Origin of the sequence: Corynebacterium hansenii (assembly GCF_030408795.1) — a bacterium.
Classification (GTDB): Bacteria; Actinomycetota; Actinomycetes; order Mycobacteriales; family Mycobacteriaceae; genus Corynebacterium; species Corynebacterium hansenii.
Genome location: NZ_CP047211.1, coordinates 579,907 through 596,178, shown reverse-complemented (window position 1 = coordinate 596,178; position 16,272 = coordinate 579,907). Strand labels below are relative to the sequence as shown.

Annotated in this window: 13 protein-coding genes; 1 reads left to right on the top strand and 12 read right to left on the bottom strand. The window is 70.1% G+C overall.

Annotation, left to right across the window (positions count from 1 at the left end; translation table 11 throughout):
- Positions 1 to 5: 5 nt before the first annotated feature.
- Positions 6 to 989 carry a dTDP-4-dehydrorhamnose reductase gene (gene rfbD / locus CHAN_RS02650; protein WP_290291446.1) on the bottom strand — a complete coding sequence of 328 codons (984 nt, stop codon included), beginning with the start codon at positions 987 to 989 and terminating at the stop codon, positions 6 to 8.
- A gap of 133 nt (positions 990 to 1,122) precedes the next feature.
- Here rfbD and CHAN_RS02645 point away from each other — a divergent pair, with 133 nt between their 5' ends.
- Positions 1,123 to 2,697: an LCP family protein gene (locus CHAN_RS02645; RefSeq protein WP_048740309.1), complete on the top strand. Its 1,575-nt coding sequence runs from the start codon at positions 1,123 to 1,125 to the stop codon at positions 2,695 to 2,697.
- An 18-nt stretch (positions 2,698 to 2,715) separates the two neighbouring features.
- On the opposite strand, the gene CHAN_RS02640 is transcribed toward CHAN_RS02645, so the two are convergent.
- From CHAN_RS02640 to CHAN_RS02590, 11 genes are all read right to left on the bottom strand, one after another.
- Entirely contained in the window at positions 2,716 to 4,440 is a 1,725-nt protein-coding gene (locus CHAN_RS02640) for an AMP-binding protein (protein ID WP_290291443.1), read from the bottom strand.
- 136 nt (positions 4,441 to 4,576) lie between these two features.
- On the bottom strand, positions 4,577 to 5,422 hold the full coding sequence (locus tag CHAN_RS02635; RefSeq protein ID WP_290291440.1) for an HpcH/HpaI aldolase/citrate lyase family protein: 846 nt from the start codon (positions 5,420 to 5,422) through the stop codon (positions 4,577 to 4,579).
- A 25-nt stretch (positions 5,423 to 5,447) separates the two neighbouring features.
- Positions 5,448 to 6,656 carry an acetyl-CoA C-acetyltransferase gene (locus CHAN_RS02630; RefSeq protein ID WP_290291437.1) on the bottom strand — a complete coding sequence of 403 codons (1,209 nt, stop codon included), beginning with the start codon at positions 6,654 to 6,656 and terminating at the stop codon, positions 5,448 to 5,450.
- Between the two features lie 113 nt (positions 6,657 to 6,769).
- Positions 6,770 to 7,429: a CoA transferase subunit B gene (locus CHAN_RS02625; protein WP_048740313.1), complete on the bottom strand. Its 660-nt coding sequence runs from the start codon at positions 7,427 to 7,429 to the stop codon at positions 6,770 to 6,772.
- Between the two features lies 1 nt (position 7,430).
- Complete coding sequence (locus CHAN_RS02620) at positions 7,431 to 8,144, bottom strand: CoA transferase subunit A (protein ID WP_048740422.1); 714 nt, start codon at positions 8,142 to 8,144, stop codon at positions 7,431 to 7,433.
- Positions 8,145 to 8,149: 5 nt separating this feature from the next.
- Complete coding sequence (locus CHAN_RS02615; RefSeq protein WP_193388819.1) at positions 8,150 to 9,847, bottom strand: AMP-binding protein; 1,698 nt, start codon at positions 9,845 to 9,847, stop codon at positions 8,150 to 8,152.
- A gap of 60 nt (positions 9,848 to 9,907) precedes the next feature.
- Complete coding sequence (locus CHAN_RS02610; RefSeq protein ID WP_290291422.1) at positions 9,908 to 10,744, bottom strand: HpcH/HpaI aldolase/citrate lyase family protein; 837 nt, start codon at positions 10,742 to 10,744, stop codon at positions 9,908 to 9,910.
- Positions 10,741 to 11,232, bottom strand: coding sequence for a MaoC family dehydratase (locus CHAN_RS02605; RefSeq protein ID WP_290291420.1), 492 nt, complete (start codon positions 11,230 to 11,232; stop codon positions 10,741 to 10,743). Before CHAN_RS02605 ends, CHAN_RS02610 begins: the two co-directional genes overlap by 4 nt.
- 12 nt (positions 11,233 to 11,244) lie before the next feature.
- Positions 11,245 to 12,405, bottom strand: coding sequence for an acyl-CoA dehydrogenase family protein (locus CHAN_RS02600; protein WP_048740319.1), 1,161 nt, complete (start codon positions 12,403 to 12,405; stop codon positions 11,245 to 11,247).
- A 69-nt stretch (positions 12,406 to 12,474) separates the two neighbouring features.
- The gene (locus CHAN_RS02595; protein ID WP_290291416.1) at positions 12,475 to 14,547 is read right to left on the bottom strand and encodes an acetyl-CoA carboxylase biotin carboxylase subunit; all 2,073 of its coding nucleotides are present in this window, start codon (positions 14,545 to 14,547) and stop codon (positions 12,475 to 12,477) included.
- 33 nt (positions 14,548 to 14,580) lie between these two features.
- The gene (locus tag CHAN_RS02590) at positions 14,581 to 16,152 is read right to left on the bottom strand and encodes a carboxyl transferase domain-containing protein (RefSeq protein ID WP_048740424.1); all 1,572 of its coding nucleotides are present in this window, start codon (positions 16,150 to 16,152) and stop codon (positions 14,581 to 14,583) included.
- Positions 16,153 to 16,272: the final 120 nt, after the last annotated feature.

Sequence of the window (16,272 nt, the reverse complement as noted above, 5' to 3'; positions counted from 1 at the left end):
TAAGCTCAGCCGTCCAACGCGCGGCGCAGGCCATCGCGCCAGTCGGGCAGGGGCGCGAAACCCGCGGCGACCCAATCCGAACCGTCCAAAACGGACCATGCGGGTCGCTTCGCGGGCCTCGGGAACTGCTCGGACGTGCACGGGCGCACCCGGGCGCGGGCGGCCTCCGGGTCCTCGCCGCGCCGGCCGGCGGCGATGGCGAACACCTCCGACGCGACCTCATGCCACGTCGCCCGGCCCGACCCCGTCACGTGGAACACGCCCTCCACGGGCCGCAGCGCCAACTGCCACAGGGCATCGGCGAGGTCGTCGGCGAACGTCGGATTCCCGTGCTGGTCGTCGACGACGTCGATGCACTCGGGCCCATCGCCCGTGCGGCCGCGCTCCTCGAGGCGCAGCATGGTCGACGGGAAGTCGGGCGCATCCGGCTGCGTCGCCCCGGAGTACACCCACGCGGTGCGCACGATCGCCGCGCGCAGGCCGTCCGCCTCCACCGCCTCCAGCACGGCTCGCTCCCCCGCCAGCTTCGTGCGCCCGTAGGCGGTGTCGGGCACCGTGGGATCGCCGGGCCGAAGGGGCCGGCGCCCCGCGCCGTCACCGCCGCCACCGCCGAACACGTAATCCGTGGACACGTGAACGAGGAACGCCCCCTCCCGCGCGCACCGGCGGGCCAGCAGACCGGGCGCGACGGCGTTGACCTCGTGCGCGGCGTCCTCACCGGCGGGGGTCTCCGCACCGTCGACGTCGGTCCACGCGGCGGCGTTCACCACTACGTCGACGCCCCGCAGCGAAGGATGGGACGCGACCGCCGCGGCATCCGTGACGTCCAGATCGCCGCGCGCCAGCCACTCCACGTCGGGGCCGCCGCCGATGGGCATGCGCCGCAGCATCGCCACGCCCAACTGCCCCGCCGCGCCCACCACGGCGACCCGTTTCACGTCGCCGCGTCCCCCCGCTCCATGGGCCATCCGGGCGCGTGGTTCGGTCATCGGGAGTCCATTTCATTATCGTGGGGACGACTGAGCCGTCGCAAAGCAATCGAATCCGCTTGGCGACGCCCACCTGACGGCATCAACCGTAGTGCACGGGACCAGCCGCGACGGCCCGAAGGAAGGAACCACTTTGAGCGCACGCACACCGCAGTCGAGGCACGCTCGCGCGATCCAGGCGCCGCCGGCACAACGCCGCGACGTCAGCCAGGCATTGCCCATGCCCGTGCGCTCGCTGCTCGTCCTGCTGTCGGTGCTGTGCCTCGTCGTGTCCGCCGTCGGCTGGTGGACGGTCGTGCGCACCACGGGCAACCTCGGTTCCGGCGGCGACTTTTCGCTGGGCAAGGAAAAGGACGGCGCCACCGACATCCTCCTCGTCGGCTCCGACTCCCGCGCCGATGCGCAGGGCAACCCCCTGACGCAGGAGGAAATCGACCTGCTGCGCGCCGGCAACGAGGAAGTGACGAACACCGACACGATCATCGTCATCCGCGTGCCCAACGACGGATCCTCGGCGACGGCGATCTCCATCCCCCGCGACACGTACATCAGCACCGACGACGGCAACAAGAAGATCAACGGCGTCTACGGCGACAAGAAGCTCGCCACCGCCGAACGCCTCACGTCGGAGGGGAAGGACCCGGCGGCCGTCGAGAAGGAATCGACCGAAGCGGGCCGCCAGGCGCTGATCACCGCCGTCGCCGACCTCACCGGCGTCACCGTCGACCACTACGCCGAAGTCGGCCTGCTCGGCTTCGTGCTGCTCACCGACGCCATCGGCGGCGTCGACGTCTGCCTCAACGCCGACGTCTACGACGAATTCTCGGGCGCCAACTTCCACGCCGGGCGCCAGTCCATCGGCGGCGCCGACGCGCTGAGCTTCGTGCGCCAGCGCCACGGCCTGCCCCGCGGCGACCTCGACCGCATCACCCGCCAGCAGGCGTTCATGGCGTCCTTCGCCAACAAGCTGCTCTCCGCCGGCACGCTGTCCAACCCCAGCAAGCTCCACGAGCTCGGCGGCGCCGTCAAACGCTCCGTCGTACTGGACAACGACTGGGACGTCATGGGCTTCGCCACCCAGATGCAGAGCCTGACCGGCGGCAACGTCAAGTTCGAGACCATCCCCGTCACGTCCATCGACGGCGTCGGCGACTACGGCGAATCCGTGGTCACGGTGAACAAGACGCAGGTGCACAAGTACTTCGACCAGCTGCTGGGCAACCCCGAGGCCGAAGGGGCCTCCGAAGCCGCCAAGCCCCGCGACCACGACCCCGCCGAGTACACCGTCAGCGTGTACAATGCCACGGGCATCGAGGGCCTCGCCGGCCGTGCGTCCGCCGTGCTGACGGAGAAGGGATACGGCGAGGGCACCGTCGCCAACGCCGAATTCGCCGGCGTGGCCATCAGCCAGGTCAACACCGCCGATCCCGACGACCCGGCCGCCGCCGCCATCGCCGAGGCCCTCGGCGGGCTGCCCGTCGTCCACGACACCACCATGGCGCCGAAAACGATCTCGGTCACCGTCGCCGGCGACTACGACGGCCCGGGCCTCAACGCCGACGGTTCGACCCCCTCCGCCACCGACGCCGCCCCCGCGGACGGCGGAAGCGGCGCCGGCGACGTCGTCGGCCAGGAGGGCATGGCCCCCGAAGAGGACCTGAACAAGCACATCGACGCCGGCGGCGACGGCGTCATGTGCGTGAACTAGCTCAGACCCGGCACCAAATCAGACCCAGTTCAGGATCCTCGGGGCCATCTCCCGCATCTCCACCTTGCGCACCTTGCCCGACGCAGTCATGGGGAACGAGTCGGTGATGTGCAGGTAGCGCGGGATCTTGTGCCGGGCCAGCTTGCCCTGCGCGAACTCGCGCAGCTTTTCGACGGTCAGTGGTTCCGCCCCCTCGTGGAGGATCACCCACGCCATGATCTCCTCGCCGTACTTGTCGTCCGGCACGCCGATGACCTGGGCGTCGACCACGTCGGGATGCGTGAACAGGAACTCCTCGATCTCCCGCGGGTAGATGTTCTCGCCGCCGCGGATGAGCATGTCCTTGATGCGGCCGGTGATGGCGAGGTAACCCTCGTCGTCAAGCGAACCCAGGTCGCCCGTGCGCATCCAACCGTCGGGGTCGACCGCCTCCGCGGTCTTCTCCGGGTGGCGCCAGTACTCCTTCATGACGGCGTAGCCGCGCACGAGGATCTCGCCCTGCTCGCCGCGCGGCAGCGTCTCGCCGGTGACCTGGTCGACGACCTTCGCCTCCAGGTGCGGCATGATCTGGCCGACCGTGTGCACGCGCTTCTCCGCGGGCGAGTCCTTGCGGGTCTGGAAGCTGCACGGCGACGTCTCGGTCATGCCGTAGCAGATGGCGATCTCGCGCATGTTGAAGCGCTCCATCACCTCGGTCATCGTCTTCGACGGGCAGGACGTGCCGCCCATGATGCCCGTGCGCAGCGACGACAGGTCGTACGGGCTGCCGTACTCCTCGTGGTCGTGGGCCTCCTCCAGCTCGACGATGAACATGGTGGGCACGCCGTACAGCGACGTCGCCCGCTCCGAGTGGACCGCCTTGAGCACCTCGCGCGGCTGGAACACCGGGCCCGCGATGATCAGCGCCGCGCCGCGGTTCAGCGTCGCGATGATGCCCAGCACCATGCCGAAGGTGTGGAAGAACGGGATGGGCACGACGACGCGGTCGTGCTCGTCGTAGCCCAGCTGCTCCGCGGTCTGGTTGGCGTTGTTGATCAGATTGCGGTGCGTCAGCGTCGCGCCCTTGGGGAAGCCGGTGGTGCCGGAGGTGAACTGGATGTTCACGGGATCCGCGGGATCGACCTCGGCGATCGCGGCGTCCAGGTCCGCGCGGTCGCCGTTGACGTCGTGCGCCATGACGTCCAGCCACCGCTCCGAACCGAAGTAGATGACGTCCTTCAGGTCCACGCCGCGCTGCTTCGAGGCCTCGATGAGCATGGTGCGGTAATCGGAGTCCTTGTAGCGGCGGGCGGCGAAGACGCAGCGCACGCCGGCCTTCTCCAGGACGTAATTGAGCTCCGACTGGCGGTAGGCCGGGTTGATGTTGACCAGGATCAGTCCCAGGCGGTGGCAGGCGTACTGCACGACCGGCCATTCCCAGCGGTTGGTGGACCAGATGCCCACGCGGTCGCCCCGGCGGTAGCCGGCGCGCAGCAGCGCGGCCGCGAGGCGGTCGACCTTGTCGCCGAACTCGCGGTAGGTCAGGCGGACGTCGGCGAAGACGTCGACGACGGCCTCGCGGTCCGGGAACCGCGCGATCTGCGCGGCCAGTGCGTCGCCGAGCGTGTCGGAGCGCAGCGGGGCGGCGCCCTGGTCCACGGTCGCGCCGAAGACGTGGGACATCACGCGGCCGTCGGGGTCGATCACTTCCCTTCCGAAGGGGGTGGGCCTGGTGGTGATCTCGGCGATCGTCGCGGTCGACATTGAGTCTCTCCCTGGGGTCGGTGACGGTGACCCACGCCACACTAATGTGACGCAGAGCACAAGTCATCAGTTACGGGCGATTAACTCTTGTCGGCAAAAAAATCTCGGTTTTTCACCCCCGACCGGGGCCGATTTTTCAGCATCCCGCCCGCGCAACGGTGATCGCCGCCTGCCTGACGACGGGGGCGTCGATCATCTCGCCGTCGAGCTGGAATGCGCCCACGTTGTCCGCGGCGCGCTCGAGGATGCGGCGCGCGCGGTCCAGTTCCGCATCCGAGGGGCGGTAGGCGCGGCGCACCGGTTCCACCATCGCCGGGTGGATGCAGGCGGTGCCCGCGAAGCCGCAGCCGGCGGCGTCGAGGGCCTCGAGGTACTGGCCCTCCGCGTCGCGGAAATCCACGTGCACGGCGTCGATGGCGGCGATGCCGTTGGCCGCGGCGTGGATGACCATCATCGTCCGCGCCAGCTGCTGCGGGGCGCGGTAGGGGCGGGCGCCGGCGCCCGCCTCTTCGGCGGTGATGCGCGACGATGTGCCGCCCAGCTCGGCGGCGAGGTCCTCGGCGCCCCAGAACATGCCCACGACGTCCGGGTGCGACGCGATGGCGCCGATGTTGAGGATCGCCTGCGGCGTCTCGATCATCGCGATGATCTTCAGGCCCGCGAGCTCCTCCGGGATGCGGTCGCGGACCTTGGGCAGCATGACGACGTCGTAGGGGCCCTCCTGCGCCAGTTCGGCGTCGCCCGCGAAGGTCGGGGCGTCGGGGCCCGTGACGCGCAGGATTGTGCGGGCCGGGTCGAGGGGGTGGTCGAGGACGTTGCGGCGGGCGGCTTCGTGCCCGTCGAGCGCGGCGCCGTCCTCGAGATCCACGATCACGACGTCGGACCGCTCCGCGGCTTTGGCGAAGCGGTCCGGACGATCGGCGGGGGCGAACAGGAGCGCGGGGCCCGCGGGCAGCCAGGCGGGCGAATCGGAGGTGCTCATGCCCCCGAAACTACCGCCTGCGGGACTAGTCCCGGTACAGCAGCAGGGCGTCGCCCTGGCCGCCGCCGCCGCACAGCGAGACGCCGGCCTTGCCGGAACCGCGGCGCGACAGCTCCATGGCCGCCGTCAGCGTCAGGCGGGCGCCGGAGCAGCCGATCGGGTGGCCCAGCGCGATGGCGCCGCCGTGGATGTTGCACTTCTCCAGCGGGTAGTCCAGGTCGCGCAGGGACTTCACGGCGACGGCGCCGAAGGCCTCGTTGATCTCGATGAAGTCGAGGTCGGACGCATCCCAGCCGGCCAGGCGCAGGGCCTCGGCCAGCGAGTCGGACGGCTGGGCGTGCAGGCCGTTGTCCGGGCCGGCGGTCTGTCCCGCCTTGCCGACGACGGCGAGGTAATCCAGGCCGCGCTCCTCCGCCCAGCCGCGGCGGGCCAGCACCAGGGCGGCGGCGCCGTCGGAGATCGGCGACGAGTTGCCGGCGGTGATGGTGCCGCCCTCCTTCATGAACACCGCGCGCAGCTTCGACAGCGACTCGACGGTGGTGTCCGGGCGGATGCCCTGGTCGGAGTCGACCACGACCGGGTCGCCCTTGCGCTGCGGGATCTCGATCGGGGCGATCTCCTGCGCGAAGATGCCGTCGGCCTGGGCCTTGGCGGCGCGCTGGTGCGACAGCGCGGCGACCTCGTCCTGGTCGGTGCGGGAGATGCCCAGGTCGGCGTTCGGGCCGTCGGTCAGGGTGCCCATGGACACGCAGTCGTAGGAGTCGACCAGGCCGTCGAGTTCCAGCGAATCCTCCAGCTTCAGCGAGCCGTAGGACTTGCCCTTGCGCACGCCGTGGGCGATGTGCGGGGCGTTGGTCATGGACTCCTGGCCGCCGGCGACGACGACGTCGACCTCGCCGAGGCGGATCATGCGCGCGGCGTGGATGACGGCGTCGAGGCCCGACAGGCAGACCTTCGCCACGATCTCGGCCGGGGTCGACCACGGCAGGCCGGCCTTGATGGCGGTCTGGCGGGCCGGGTTCTGGCCCGCGCCGGCGAGGATGACCTGGCCGAGGACGACGCGGCCGACGTCCTCCGGCTGGATCCCCGCGCGCTCGACGGCGGCGCGGACGGCGTGGGCGCCGAGATCGACGACCGACAGATCGGCCAGCTGGCCGAGCATCTTGCCCTGCGGGGTGCGGGCGCCGGCGAGGATGACGACGTCGTCGGCGTTCGGGGTGGTGTTTCCGGTCATGGTGTTCGTCTCCCTGTGGGCGCTGCGCGTCGGCAGCGCGGTTGTGGTTGTTGCACTCGGTTGATTGTGGCGCTCAGTTAATCGAGCCTAGCGTTTTTGGCCCCGGCCGCCCGCTAATTCTCCAGATCCACGACGTACGCCGCGGCGGTGTTGTTCTCGATGTCGCCGAGCGTCACGCCCGGCGCCAGGCGCCGCAGGACCAGGTGGTCGTCGGCGACGTCGAAGCTGCCCAGGTCGGTGATCACGCGCTTGACCACCTTCGCGCCGGTCAGCGGCAGATCGCATTCCTTGACCAGCTTCGGGCTGCCGTCGCGGGCGACGTGGTCGGTGAGCACGACCACGCGGGGCGTGCCGGCGACGAGGTCCATCGCGCCGCCCATGCCCTTGACCATCTTGCCGGGGATCATCCAGTTGGCCAGGTCGCCGGACTCGGAGACCTGCATGGCGCCGAGGACGGCCATCTTGACGTGCCCGCCGCGGATCATGGCGAAGCTCGTGGCGGAGTCGAACACGGCGGCGCCGGGCACGAGGGTCACGGTCTGCTTGCCGGCGTTGATCAGGTCGGCGTCTTCGTCGCCCTCGTACGGGAAGGGGCCCATGCCGAGGATGCCGTTCTCGCTCTGCAGCAGCACGCGCACCCCGTCGGGGATGTGGTTGGCCACGAGCGTCGGGATGCCGATGCCCAGGTTCACGTAGTCGCCGTCGGAAAGCTCCGAGGCGGCCATGGCGGCCATTTCGTCGCGGGTCCAGCCCCGCTTGTTCGCCTGGTCCATGTCAGTTCTCCTCCCCGCGCGGCCGGGTGGTCCGCTTTTCGATGGGCTTCTCGCGCTCGGTCGACCGGACGACGTGGTCGACGAAGACGCCGGCGGTCATGACCGCGTCGGGCTCGATGGCGCCGCGGTCGACGAGTTCCTCGACCTCGGCGATGGTGACCTTGCCCGACGTCGCGCACAGCGGATTGAAGTTCTGCGCCGTGGAACGGTAGACGAGGTTGCCGTCGACGTCGCCGCGCCAGGCGTGGACCAGCGCCAGATCCGCGACGATGCCGCGCTCCTGCACGTAGGTCCGGCCGTCGAACTCGGCGTGGGGCTTGCCCTCGGCGACGAGGGTGCCCACTCCGGTGGCGGTGTAGAAGGCGGGGATGCCCGCGCCGCCGGCGCGCAGCCGCTCGGCCAGCGTGCCCTGCGGATTGAACTCCACCTCCAGTTCGCCGTCCAGGTACTGCTGGGCGAACATCCTGTTCTCGCCGACGTAGCTGGCGACGACCTTGCTGACCTGGTGATTCTCCAGAAGAATGCCCAGGCCCATCCCATCGACGCCCATGTTGTTGGACACGATGGTCAGGTCCTTGGCGCCGGAATCGCGCAGGCCCTCGATGAGGTCGAAGGGCACGCCGCACAGGCCGAAGCCGCCGACGGCGATGGTCATGCCGTCTTCCACGTAACCCGCGACGAGGTCGCGGATCGATGCATCGGTGGTCTTGGACATCGCGATCACACCCATCCCAGCAGCTTCGGCGCCATCTCGCGCATCTCGACCTTGCGGACCTTGCCCGACGCCGTCATCGGGAAGGAATCGGTGACGTGGACGTACCGCGGGATCTTGTGCCGCGACAGCTTGCCCTGGGCGAACTCCGCGATCTGCTCGGCGGTCAGGTCCCCGTCCTCGTCGTGAAGTATGACCCAGGCCATGATCTCCTCGCCGTACTTGTCGTCCGGCACGCCGATCACCTGCGCGTCGACGATGTCCGGGTGCGTGAACAGGAACTCCTCGATCTCGCGGGGGTAGATGTTCTCGCCGCCGCGGATGAGCATGTCCTTGATGCGGCCGGTGATGGCCAGGTACCCCTCGTCGTCGATGACGCCGAGGTCGCCGGTGTGCATCCAGCCGTCGTCGTCGATGGCCTCCGCCGTCTTCTCCGGGTGGTGCCAGTACTCCTTCATCACCGAGTAGCCGCGGACGACGACCTCGCCCTGCTCGCCGCGCGGCAGGGTCTCGCCGGTGTTCTCGTCGATGACGCGGGCCTCCAGGTGCGGCATGATCTGGCCGACCGTGTTGACGCGCTTGTCCAGCGGCGAGTCCTTGCGGGTCTGGAAGCTCACCGGGGAGGTCTCCGTCATGCCGTAGCAGATGGCGATCTCCTTCATGTTCAGCTTCTCCATGACGTCCCGCATGGTCTTCGACGGGCAGGAGGTGCCGGCCATGACGCCGGTGCGCAGGGTGGAGAAGTCGTACGGGCTGCCGTACTCGACGTGGTCGTGGGCCTCCTCCAGCTCGTTGATGAACATGGTGGGCACGCCGTACAGCGACGTCGCGCCGGCGGAGTGCACGGCCTTGAGGGTCTCGCGGGCCTTGAAGCTCGGCGCCGGGATGATGATCGCCCCGCCGTGCGTGAACGTGGCGAAGGTGCCGATGACCATGCCGAACGTGTGGAAGAACGGCACCGGCACGCAGACGCGGTCGTTCTCGTCGTAGCCGAGCAGCTCGCCGATGAAGAAGCCGTTGTTCAGCAGGTTGCGGTGCGTCAGCGTCGCGCCCTTGGGGAAGCCCGTCGTGCCGGAGGTGAACTGGATGTTGATGGGGTCCTCGGGCTTGACCTGCGCGGTGTACTCCGACAGGTCGTCGATCTCGCCGTGCATGCGCTCGTACCAGTCGGCGGAGCCGAAGTAGATGACCTTGTCCAGGTTGACGCCGCGCTGCTTCGACGCCTCGATGAGCATGGTGCGGTAATCGGAGTCCTTGTAGCGGCGGGCGGCGAAGACGCAGCGCACGCCGGCCTTCTCCAGCACGTAGTTCAGCTCGTGCTGGCGGTAGGCCGGGTTGATGTTGACCAGGATCAGCCCCAGGTGGTGGCAGGCGTACTGGACGACCGTCCACTCCCACCGGTTCGTCGACCAGATGCCGATGCGGTCGCCCTTGCGGTAACCGGCGCGGATGAACGCGGTGGCCAGGCGCAGGACGCGGTTGTAGAAGCGCTCGTAGGTGAAGGACACGTCGGCGTAGACGTCGACGATGCATTCGCGGGAGGGGTACTTCTCCACGATCGCCTTGAGGTTCTCGCCGAGGGTTTCGGTGCGCAGCGGCGCGGCGCCCTGGTCGACGCCGGCGCCGATGACGTGCGACAGCTTGTTGCCGTCGTCGTCCACGACGTCCTTGCCGTACGGCGCGGGGATGGTCTTGAGCTGGGACATCGGTTTCTCCTGGTGGTCCATTTTCGGGTGTGTGCCGGGTTTTTCGGTGCTTTGCGACGCCTACGTGGCGGTGGCTTCGGCGCGCCTGTGGATGGCTTCGGCCTGCCTGAACAGCGGGGCATCGACCATGCGCCCCTCGAAGCCGAACGCTCCCCCGTCGTCGCGGGCGGCGGCCAGCAGGCGGCGGGCCCAGTCGGCCTGTTCGGCGGTGGGCCGGTAGGCGTCGCGGATGATGGCCACCTGCGACGGGTGGATGCAGACGGTCGCCGCGTAGCCGAGCGCGGCGGCGTCGAGTGCCTCGTCGCGAAGGCCGTCGGCGTCGGCGATGTCGACGTGGACCGAATCCAGGGCGGCGCGGCCGAAGGCGGCTGCGGCGAGCTGCGTGCGGGCCCGGGCGTGGCGGGCGACGTCGCGGTACGTGCCGGGGTTCTTCTCGCCCTCGCCGAATCGGGAGGCGGTGCCGCCGAGCCCGGCGGTGAGATCCTCCGCGCCCCAGAACAGGGCCACGGCGTTGTGGGCCGAGGCGACCTCGTCGGCGCGCAGGACGCCCAGCGGGGTCTCGATGAGCGCGATGACGCGATGGCCGGCCAGCGACTCCACCGCCGCGGCGGACTCCGCCTTCGGCAGCATGATCAGGTCGTAGCGCACGTCCGCGAGCATCTCCAGGTCCGCCGCATGCTCCGGGGAATCCACCGGGTTGATGCGGACGATGACGCGCTCCGGGTCCAGCTCGCTGTCGATGATCGCCCGGCGCGCATCCGCGCGGTTCTCCGGGCGGCAGCCGTCCTCGAGGTCGAGGATGACCATGTCCGCGCGCTCCGCCGCCTTGGCGAAACGGTCGGGGCGGTCGGCCGGGACGAAGAGGATCGCCGGGCCGGCGGGAATCCAGTCGTTCATCGGTCGGCCTCCGGGTCACACTGCACCAACGTCGCCCGAACCGCCCTGCAGACGACGTCGCCGTCCTGGTTGCGGCCGATGTGCTCCAGCTCGACGATGCCCTGGCCCGGCCGGGACTTCGACGCGCGCTTGGACAGGCACTTCGTCTCCGCGTACAGCGTGTCGCCGTGGAACATGGGCTTCGGGAACGAGACCTCGGTGAAGCCCAGGTTCGCCACGATGGTGCCCAGCGTCAGCTGCGACACCGACAGCCCCACCACCGTCGACAGGGTCCACATCGAATTGACCAGGCGCTTGCCCCCGAAACCCGGCTGCTGCGACGACCAGTGGGCGTCGAGATGCAGCGGCTGGGTGTTCATGGTCAGCGTGGTGAACAGGACGTCGTCGGTCTCGGTGACGGTGCGGCCGGGGCGGTGCAGGTAGCGGGCGCCCTCCTCGTACTCGTCGAACCAGAGGCCGCGCTGGACGATTCCGTCGTTGTCCGTCATGGCTCCCCTCCCCTACAGGCCCAGTCCGCGGGCGATCAGCATCAGCTGCACCTCGGTGGTGCCCTCGCCGATCTCCAGGATCTTGGAGTCGCGGTAGTGGCGCGAGACGCGGTACTCGTTCATGAAGCCGTAGCCGCCGTGGATCTGCGTGGCGTCACGGGCGTTGTCCATCGCGGCCTCGGAGGAGATGAGCTTGGCGATGTACGCCTCGCGGCGGAACTCCTTGCCCTTCACCATCTTCGCTGCGGCGTCGTACCAGGCCATGCGGGCGGCGTGGGCGCGGGCCTCCATGCGGGCGATCTTGAACGAGATCGCCTGGTACTCGGCGATCGCGCGGCCCATCGAGTGGCGCTCCTTGGCGTACTTCACCGACTCGTCGACGCAGCCCTGCGCGGCGCCGGTGGCCAGCGCGGCGATGGCGACGCGGCCCTCGGCCAGGGTGGACAGGAAGTTCGCGAAGCCGCGGCCGCGGGTGCCCAGCAGGTTCTCCTGCGGGACGCGGACGTCGGTGAAGGTCAGCGGGTGCGTGTCGGAGGCGTTCCAGCCGACCTTGTCGTACGCCGGCTCGGCGACGAAGCCCTCGGAGTCGGCGGGCACGATGATCGTGGAGATCTCCTTCTTGCCGTTCTCCTTCTCGCCGGTGACGGCGGTGACGGTGACCAGCGAAGTGATGTCCGTGCCGGAGTTGGTGATGAACTGCTTCGAGCCGTTGATGACGAAGTCCCCGCCGTCCTCGCGCGCGACGGTGCGGGTGGCGCCCGCGTCGGAGCCGGCGTCGGGCTCCGTGAGGCCGAAGCCCGCCAGCGCCTTGCCCGCGGTGAGGTCCGGCAGCCACTTTTGCTTCTGCTCCTCGTTGCCGAAGTGGTAGATCGGCGAGGCGCCGAGGCCCACGCCGGCCTCCAGGGTGATCGCGACCGACTGGTCGACCTTGGCCAGCTCCTCCAGGGCGATGCCCAGCGAAAGATAATCGCCGCCCATGCCGCCGTACTCCTCGGAGAAGGGCAGGCCGAACAGGCCCATCTCGCCCATCTGCGCGACGACCTCGTAGGGGAACGTGTGGTTGCGGTCGTGCTCGTAGGCGACGGGGTCGACGACCTCGTTGGCGAACTCGCGGACGACGGTCTGCAGCTCGCGGTATTCGGCGGGCAGATCGGCGGTGTTGACGTCGGTCATGGTGGCTCCTTGTTGTCGGGGTGCTTTGTGAGGGCGGGTGCTTGTTGAGGGCGGGTGCTTGTTGAGAGATCAGTCTTCGTCGGGCGTGACGGTGGCCAGGGCGATTTCGGAGGAGACCTGGGCGCCTTCGGCGACGTGGTATTCGACGACGCCGGCGGCGGGGGCGCGGAGCGTGTGCTCCATCTTCATGGCCTCCACGACCAGGACCGGGTCGCCGGCTTCGACGCGGTCGCCGTCGGCCGCGGACAGCGCGATGACCGTGCCCGGCATGGGCGAGCTCAGCGTGCCGTCGCCGGAGCCGTCGTCGTCGGCGGCGGAGCGGACCACGTTTTCGCGGTGCAGCACCCAGGTGCCCTCGTCGGAGGAGACGATGACGTCGGTGCCGCGCCGGCTGGCCACGGTCTCCACCTGCCAGTGGCGGGCGATGCCGTCGCAGTCGACGCGCCACAGGTCGCCGTCGCGGTGGATGGCCGAGGAGTGGTCGCGGGGCTCGGGGGCGTCTTCGCCTTCGGCGGGTTCGCTGATGCCCGCGACCCGCGCGTCGACGGTGACCGTCGCGCCGGAGGGGGTGCCGGACACCGCGATGAGGCGGGAGCCGTTGGTGGTGCCCAGGCGCAGGCGCTGGGTGCCCGGCCGGCCGGAGCGCCAGGCGTCCGGCACGGCCCACGGCGAGGCCGGGCCCTCGGGCCAGCGGCCGGCCAGCCACGCCATGGCGGCGGCGACCAGGGCCTGGTCGGGCACCTCGAAGTCGGCGTAGTCCCCGGCGACCCGGTCGAGCAGGCCGGTGTCCAGGTCGCCGGAGGCCACCTCGGGCACCGCGAGCAGGTAGCGGCAGAAGTCGACGTTGACGCCGACGCCGGCGACGACGGTGTTGGCCAGCGCCCGGACCAGCCGGTCGAGGGCCTCGGCGCGGTCGGCGCCGTGGACGATGACCTTCATCAGCATCGGGTCGTACAGGGACGTGACCTCGGCGCCGTCGGCGATGCCGGAGTCGACGCGCACGCCCGGGCCGGAGGGCTCGACCACGCGGGTGACGGTGCCGCCGGTGGGCAGGAATCCGGCGGCCGGGTCCTCGGCGTAGACGCGGGCCTCGATGGAGTGGCCGGTCATGGTGACGTCGTCCTGCGTGATGGGCAGCTCCGCCCCGCGGGCGATGGCCAGCTGCAGGGCCACCAGGTCCAGACCGGTGACCTCCTCGGTGACGGGGTGCTCGACCTGGAGGCGGGTGTTCATCTCCATGAAGTAGAACTTGTCCGGGTCGGCGGCGGGGACGATGAACTCGACGGTGCCGGCGCCGACGTAACCGCAGGAGCGGGCGGCGTCGCAGGCCGCCTCGCCGATCCGGGCGCGGACGGTTTCGTCGAGAAGCGGGCTCGGCGCCTCCTCGATGACCTTCTGGTGCCGGCGCTGCAGCGAGCACTCGCGCTCGCCGAGGTGGATGACGTTGCCGTGCGCATCCGCCAGCACCTGCACCTCGATGTGGCGCGGGGTGTCCACGAAGTGCTCGATGAACAGCGAATCGTCGCCGAAGGCGCCGGCGGCCTCGCGGCGGGCGGTGACCAGCGCGTCGGGCAGGTCCTCGATGCGCTCGACGCGGTGCATGCCCTTGCCGCCGCCGCCGGCGGACGGCTTGATCAGCACCGGGAACCCGATGCCCGGCGCGGCGTCGATGAGCTCCTCGTCCGTCAGGCCGGGGCGGGAGATGCCGGGCACGGTGGGCACGTCGCGCTTTTCGACGGTCGCCCGCGCGGAGATCTTGTCGCCCATCGTCTCGATCGCCGAGGCGGGCGGCCCCATGAAGATGATGCCGGCATCCTCGCAGGCGCGGGCGAACGCCGCGTTCTCGGACAGGAAGCCGTAGCCGGGGTGGATGGCCTGCGCGCCGGTGCGGCGGGCCGCATCCAGGATGCGGTCGATGACCAGGTAGGACTCCCGCGCCGGCGACGGGCCGATGTGGACGGCGACGTCGGCCAGGCGGACGTGGGGGGCGTCGGCGTCGGCGTCGGAATAAACGGCGACGGAGCGGACCCCCTGTTCGCGAAGGGTGCGGATCACGCGGCAGGCGATCTCGCCGCGGTTGGCGACGAGCACCGTGTTGATGGTCTCCGCGCCGGGGGCGGTGGTGGCGGTGGCGGTGGTCATGGGCTTCTCTCCTCTCTGTGCTGTCGGTTCGGGTTACATGCGGAAGACGCCGTAGCCGGCATCGTCGAGCGGGGCGCCGCCGGCGACCTCGAGGGCCAGGCCGAGGATGCGGCGGGTGTCCGCGGGATCGATGACGCCGTCGTCCCACAGGCGGGCCGACGAGTAGTAGCAGTGCGACTGCTCCTCGAACTGCTCGCGGACGGGGGCCTCGAAGGCCTCCTGCTCCTCGGCCGACCATTCGCCGCCGGAGCGCTCGATCTGGTTGCGGCGGACCGTCGACAGGGTCATGGCCGCCTGGGGGCCGCCCATCACGGCGACGCGGGCGTTGGGCCACATCCACAGGAAGCGGGGCGAGTACGCGCGGCCGCACATCGAGTAGTTGCCGGCGCCGAACGCGCCGCCGATGACCACGGTGAACTTGGGCACGCGGGTGGTGGCCACCGCGTTGACCATCTTCGCGCCGTGCTTGGCGATGCCCCCGGCCTCGTACTCGCGGCCGACCATGAAGCCCGTGGTGTTCTGCAGGAACACCAGGGGGATGCCGCGCTGGTCGCACAGCTCGATGAAGTGCGCGCCCTTCTGCGCGGACTCCGCGAAGAGGATGCCGTTGTTGGCGATGATGCCGACCGGGTGGCCGTGGATGCGGGCGAAGGCGGTGACCAGCGTGGTGCCGAACTCCGCCTTGAACTCGCGGTACTCGCCGGCGTCGACGATGGTCTCGATGACCTCGCGGACGTCGTAGGGCTGTCGGGCGTCGACGGGCACGATGTCGTAGAGGTCGGTCTGCTCGCGCAGCGGATCCCGGGTCTCGCGGACCTCCCACGGTGCGTCGTCGGCAAGCGGAAGCGTGTCGACGATCGCGCGGACGCGGTGCAGCGCATCCGCGTCGTCCAACGCGAGGTGGTCGGTGACGCCGGAGGTCTTGGAGTGCAGATCGCCGCCGCCGAGCTCCTCGGGCGTGACGTCCTCGCCGGTCGCCGCCTTCACCAGCGGCGGGCCCGCCAGGAAGATGGTGCCCTGCTCCTTGACGATCACCGCCTCGTCGGACATCGCCGGGACGTACGCGCCGCCCGCCGTGCAGGAGCCCAGGACCGCCGAGATCTGCGGGATGCCCTTCTTGGACAGGTTCGCCTGGTTATAGAAGATGCGGCCGAAGTGGTCGCGGTCCGGGAAGACCTCGTCCTGGTTGAGCAGCATCGCGCCGCCGGAATCGACCAGGTAGATGCAGGGCAGGCGGTTGGCGTCGGCGATCTCCTGCGCGCGGAGGTGCTTCTTCACCGTCATCGGGTAGTAGGTGCCGCCGGAGACCGTGGCGTCGTTGGCCACGATCATGCAGCGGCGGCCCTCCACGAGCCCGATGCCCGCGACGACGCCCGCCGCCGGGACCTTGCCCCCGTACATGTCGTGCGCGGCGATCGGCGCGACCTCGAGGAAGGGGCTGCCCGGGTCCAGCAGCTCGGTGATGCGCTGGCGCGGGAGCAGCTTGCCGCGGTCCACGTGGCGCCGGCGCGCCTTCTCGGGGCCGCCCTCGGCGGTGCGGGCGAGCAGGTCGCGCAGATCCGCGACCAGGGCCTCGTGCTTCTCGCGGTTGGTGGGGTCCGACATGTCGTTCTCCATGGGGTTGGGGCGGCGGGCACCGCAGTGCGTTAATGCCCATTAACTCTCTGCGGCGAAACTCTACTGTGACCCCCGACACTTGCCAACCGAAACTATGGCGAAAATCAC